Consider the following 4927-nt stretch of genomic DNA (forward strand, 5'->3'; position numbering starts at 1 on the left):
GGGAGGAGGGGGAGCCGCGGCGGGGTCGTCACGCCGCCGGCAGCAGCTCCACGCGGCCGAACAGCAGGGCGTAGCCGGGCGGCAGCTGGTCCAGGATGCGCGTCACCAGATCGTCGCCCACCAGCGGCGGCAGCACACCGAGGACGGAGCTGACGTCCCAGCGGGCCGTGGCCGGGGTCGCGCCCTCGATGCGGGCCGCCACCGAGTCGACGAACTCGGCCGCCGACAGCCGGCGGGTCGCGGGGATCTGCGAGGCGACCACCCGCGCGGCCTCCTCGGGCAGGGCACGGGCCAGGTCGACGCGCTCGTCGCCGACGACGTGGCCGCCCAGGGCGGACAGGACGACGCGGATGACGCTCTCCGCCTCCGCCCGCGTCCTGTACTGCCCGGCCTCCCGTACGGCGTCGACGAGTTCACGCCACGCGGGGTCCTGTGCCGGACGCGGCCCGGGGGTCGCCGGGGCGACGGTGCTCCCCGGCCGCGGAGGTGCGGGCTTGTGCGGCGTCAGCGTGGTCATCCGAAGCTCCTCTCCTGCTGCGGTATTCGGTTTGGAAGGGGTTCCGACGGTCCGGTGTCGCGTCGCCCGCCGGAGGGCGTACGGCGGCGCGTGGACGCGTCCCGCGGGAAGGGGAGCCGCGGGACGCGTGGAAGGGGGGCCGGTCAGCCGGTGATCTGCTTGCGGCTGTCGCCGCCCGTGATCTGGATGCGGCGCGGCTTGGCCGCTTCGGCCACCGGGATGCGCAGCGTCAGGACGCCCGCCTCGTACGTGGCGTCGATGCGCTCGGTGTCCAGGGTGTCGCCGAGGAACAGCTGCCGCGTGAACTCGCCGGTCGGACGCTCGGTGATCACCAGGTCCGCGTTCTCGGGGGCCGGCGAACGGCGCTCGGCGCGGACGCGCAGGACGTTGCGCTCGACGTCCAGCTCGATGGTCTCCGGGTCGATGCCGGGGATGTCGAAGTGGACGATGAAGTCGTCCCCCGTCCGGTAGGCGTCCATCGGCATCGCCGAGGTGCGGGTGGCCGGGTCGAGGACCTGCCGCGTCAGCCGGTCGAACTCGGCGAACGGGTCGGTACGCATGAGCATCACAGTCCACTCCTTTCGTGGGTGAGGTCGTCCGTGCGATGCCCTACGGATCACTTCCTTATATAACTCACCCGCTGGAAAGTTGACAACCCCCGACTCAGCTTTGGGCGGGCGGCTACTCCGGGGCTGGTGGGAGGGGGCGCCGCCGGGCGCGTTAGCCTCGGAGTCCGTGGTTTCCCGCGCCCCGCGCGGGGCGCAGTGGCAGGAGGCAGCAGGCATGGCGAAGGTTCCCAGTTCGGTCGTGGCCGCGAGCGGGCTCGTCGGCGGGTACGGCGTGGCCCGCTGGACCCGTAAGCGGCAGCTCGGCGGGGTCGTGCTGGCCGCCGCCGGGGTCGCCGCCGCCCAGCAGTGGCGCGCGCGTGCGGGCGGTACGGCGGCCGGTGTGCTGTCGGCCGCGTACGTCGCCGCCTTCGCCGGGTCGCACCCGCTGGCGAAGAAGGTCGGCGCCTGGCCGGCCGTGTTCTCGGTGGCCGGCGCGGTCGCCCTCGCCTCATGGGCGGTGGCCGACCGGCGCGGCTGACAACGTCAGGGGTACGGCCCGTCGCGGACGTCCGGCGATCTCCGGGAGCGTTCAGGGACGGGCCGCCGCCTCCTGCGGTCCGGTCGCCGCCGACAGCGGTGCGGCGATGTCCTCCAGGGACCGCCGCTCCGCGTTCACCGCGAGAATCGCCGCGACGATCCCCGCCGCGACCATCAGACCCGCGCCGATCTGGAACGCGAGCACCGTGTCGCCGACCTTGCCCGTGCCGGTCAGCTCGGCGAAGAGCAGCGGGCCGCTGATGCCTCCGGCGGCGGTGCCGAGCGCGTAGAAGAAGGCGATGGACATCGCCCTTGTCTCCATCGGGAAGATCTCGGAGACCGTGAGGTAGGCGCTGGAGGCGCCGGCCGAGGCGAAGAACAGCACCACGCACCAGCACGCCGTCATCGTCGCCGCGGTCAGCGACCCGCGGTCGAACAGCCACGCCGTGCCGAACAGCAGCGCGCCCGACAGCACGTACGTACCGGAGATCATGATCCGCCGGCCGACCGTGTCGAACAGCTTGCCCAGCAGCAGCGGACCGAGGAAGTTGCCGGCCGCGATCACCGCGAAGTAGTAGCCGGTGTTGCCGGACGGCACGTCGAAGAACTGGGTGAGGATCGCGCCGAAGCCGAAGGTGATCGCGTTGTAGAGGAACGCCTGCCCGATGAAGAGGGCGAAGCCGAGGGTGGAGCGCCGGCGGTAGCGGCCGAAGACGGTCCGGGCGATCTCGGTGAACGTGGTGCCGGTGCGCTGGTGGATCGTCATCTCGCCCTCGGCGGGCGGCAGCTCCGTGCCGCCGTCGGCCGTGACGCGTTCCTCGATACCGCCGACGATCCGCTCCGCCTCCTCGTCCCTGCCGTGGATCAGCAGCCAGCGCGGGCTCTCCGGGACGTGCCGCCGTACGAGCAGGATCACCAGGGCGAGGACCGCGCCCAGCGCGAAGGTGAGGCGCCAGCCGACGTTCGCCGGGAAGATCGAGGTGTCCAGGGCGACGATGGACAGCAGCGCGCCGGCGACCGCGCCCAACCAGTAGCTGCCGTTGATCAGCAGATCCACGCGTCCCCGGTACCGGGCGGGGATCAGCTCGTCGATCGCGGAGTTGATGGCCGCGTACTCGCCGCCGATGCCGAAGCCGGTGAGGAAGCGGAAGAGGAAGAACCACCAGGTGTCGAAGGACAGCGCGGTCAGGGCCGTCGCGGCCAGGTACACCGCCAGGGTGATCAGGAACAGCTTCTTGCGGCCGTACACGTCGGTGAGCCGGCCCCAGAAGAGGGCGCCCAGGCAGGCGCCCGTGACGTAGAGGGCGGCGCCGATGCCGGTGACCTCGCCGGAGGTGATGGGCAGTCCGCTGCCGGGCTCCGACAGCCGGGCCGCGATGTTCCCGACGATGGTGACTTCCATCCCGTCGAGGATCCACACCGTGCCCAGGCCGATGACGACGGACCAGTGCCAGCGGGACCACGGGAGGCGGTCGAGTCGGGCGGGGATTCTGGTGGTGATGGTGCGTCCGGTGCCGGACTGCGCGGTGGCCATGGGCTCCCTCCTCGGCGAAGTGAACCTCGTGTGCCCCGTGCCCGCCGGTTTCACGCCCGGCCCGCGCGCCCGTACGCGCTACGCGCCCAGCGCCCGCGAGATCGTGTAGATCAGCAGGCCCGCGAGCGAGCCGACCACCGTGCCGTTGATGCGGATGAACTGGAGGTCGCGGCCGATGTTGGCCTCGATCTTCTTCGTCGTGTGCTCCGCGTCCCAGCTCGCCACCGTGTCCGTGATCAGGGACGTGATCTCCTTGCGGTAGGTCGTCACCACGTACACCGCGGCGCTCTCCAGCCAGCCGTCGACCTTGCCCTGGAGCTTCGGGTCCAGCGACATGCGGGCGCCCAGCGACAGCAGCGACGCCCGCAGGCGCAGCCGCAGCTCGCTGCGCTCGTCCTCCGCCGCCGAGACGATCATGCCGCGTACGGCCGTCCAGGCGGAGGCGATCAGGTCCTGCACCTCGCTGCGGGCCAGGATGTCGCCCTTCAGGCGCTCCACGCGGGCGCGGGTGTCCGTGTCGGACTGGAGGTCGGTCGCGAAGTCCGTGAGGAAGCGGTCCAGGGCGCCGCGCGCGGGGTGGCCGGGCATGTCCCGCATCTCCGTGACGAAGCGCAGCAGCTCCTTGTAGACGCGCTCGCCGACCTTGCGGTCCACGAACTTGGGCGTCCAGCCGGGGGCGCCGCCGTGCACCGCGTCCATCACGGTGTCGCTGTGCAGCACCAGCCAGTCGTGGGCGCGGGCGACGACCACGTCCACCGCGCGTTTGTGGCCGCCGTCGGCGACGATCCGCTCCAGCATCTTGCCCATGCCGGGCGCGATCTCCTGGGTGTTGGCCCGGCGGGTGATGGCCTCCCCGACGACCGCCTGCACGTCGGAGTCGCGCAGCACCGTCAGCGCGCCGCGCAGGGCCGCGGACACCTCGGCGGTGACCCGGTCGGCGTGCTCGGGGACGGCGAGCCAGGCGCCGAGGCGGCTGCCGATGCCGACGGCGCGGAGGCGTCTGCGGACGACGTCCTCGGAGAGGAAGTTCTCCCCGACGAAGTCGCCGAGGGCCGTGCCGAGCTGGTCCTTCTTGGTGGGAATGATCGCGGTGTGCGGGATGGGCAGGCCCAGCGGGTGCCGGAACAGCGCGGTGACGGCGAACCAGTCGGCCAGCGCGCCCACCATGCCGGCCTCCGCCGCCGCGGCGACATAGCCCGCCCAGGCGCCGGCGCCCTGGTGGGACGCCCACTTGGCGAGGACGTAGACGAGGGCGACGAACAGCAGCAGGGCGGTGGCGGTGAGCTTCATGCGGCGCACGCCGCGCTGCTTCTCCTCGTCCGCGGGGCTGAACGTCGTCATCGCGCGGTTCGTGACGGGAGCCGCGCGGGCATGCTGCTCGGCGGCGTCCCGGTCCTCGGTGTCTGCCGTCTCAGTCCGTTCCATCCGCTCCACCCGTTCGGTGATCCCTCACACATTGTCCCTTCCTGACCGACTCCTGGAACGGAACAGGAGTTCCCGGCGTCTGTCGGTGGGGGGATTGTCCAGGGACGTCACCTAGGGGTACCCCGGGCGCCGCCCGGCCACCCCGGCCCGCCCGGATGATCTTCGGCCGTGTCCCGCGCCCGGCCTCCCCGCCCTGACCCCACGATGGTGCGACGCACGGAGCCGCCCGCGGCTCCCGCTTCCGAGGAGAACAGAACAGCATGACCCGTGACGGGGACCCGGCGGTGCCACCCCGCGCACCGGAGCCCCCTGCCCGGCGCGGGCACCCGGCCACGACGGAAGCCTCCGCAGACGCGGCGGCTTCCG

Annotated in this window: 5 protein-coding genes; 1 reads left to right on the plus strand and 4 read right to left on the minus strand. The window is 72.4% G+C overall.

Going from position 1 to position 4927, the window contains the following annotated elements; genetic code table 11:
- Window positions 1–28 precede the first annotated feature (28 nt).
- Window positions 29–517, minus strand: coding sequence for a DUF2267 domain-containing protein (locus CCN29_RS15475; RefSeq protein ID WP_006131645.1), 489 nt, complete (start codon window positions 515–517; stop codon window positions 29–31).
- A gap of 143 nt (window positions 518–660) precedes the next feature.
- Window positions 661–1083 carry an Hsp20/alpha crystallin family protein gene (locus tag CCN29_RS15480; RefSeq protein ID WP_006131646.1) on the minus strand — a complete coding sequence of 141 codons (423 nt, stop codon included), beginning with the start codon at window positions 1081–1083 and terminating at the stop codon, window positions 661–663.
- Between the two features lie 217 nt (window positions 1084–1300).
- On the opposite strand from CCN29_RS15480, the gene CCN29_RS15485 reads away from it, so the two are divergent.
- Window positions 1301–1603 (plus strand): hypothetical protein, encoded by a 303-nt coding sequence (locus tag CCN29_RS15485; protein ID WP_031019431.1) that lies wholly within the window; start codon window positions 1301–1303, stop codon window positions 1601–1603.
- A 51-nt stretch (window positions 1604–1654) separates the two neighbouring features.
- Here CCN29_RS15485 and CCN29_RS15490 read toward each other — a convergent pair whose 3' ends face one another.
- Together CCN29_RS15490 and CCN29_RS15495 are read right to left on the minus strand one after the other, a co-directional pair.
- Window positions 1655–3136 (minus strand): MFS transporter, encoded by a 1482-nt coding sequence (locus CCN29_RS15490; RefSeq protein ID WP_006131648.1) that lies wholly within the window; start codon window positions 3134–3136, stop codon window positions 1655–1657.
- Window positions 3137–3214: 78 nt separating this feature from the next.
- Window positions 3215–4561, minus strand: coding sequence for a DUF445 domain-containing protein (locus CCN29_RS15495; protein WP_031019433.1), 1347 nt, complete (start codon window positions 4559–4561; stop codon window positions 3215–3217).
- Between the last annotated feature and the right edge of the window lie 366 nt (window positions 4562–4927).

This window comes from Streptomyces pseudogriseolus (assembly GCA_002154585.1).
GTDB classification, from domain to species: Bacteria; Actinomycetota; Actinomycetes; order Streptomycetales; family Streptomycetaceae; genus Streptomyces; species Streptomyces pseudogriseolus.

Bases quoted from the DNA above. Each gene is read 5' to 3' on its own strand.
- CCN29_RS15475 (WP_006131645.1), bottom strand. From the start codon at position 517: ATGACCACGCTGACGCCGCACAAGCCCGCACCTCCGCGGCCGGGGAGC.
- CCN29_RS15480 (WP_006131646.1), bottom strand. From the start codon at position 1,083: ATGCTCATGCGTACCGACCCGTTCGCCGAGTTCGACCGGCTGACGCGG.
- CCN29_RS15485 (WP_031019431.1), top strand. From the start codon at position 1,301: ATGGCGAAGGTTCCCAGTTCGGTCGTGGCCGCGAGCGGGCTCGTCGGC.
- CCN29_RS15490 (WP_006131648.1), bottom strand. From the start codon at position 3,136: ATGGCCACCGCGCAGTCCGGCACCGGACGCACCATCACCACCAGAATC.
- CCN29_RS15495 (WP_031019433.1), bottom strand. From the start codon at position 4,561: ATGGAACGGACTGAGACGGCAGACACCGAGGACCGGGACGCCGCCGAG.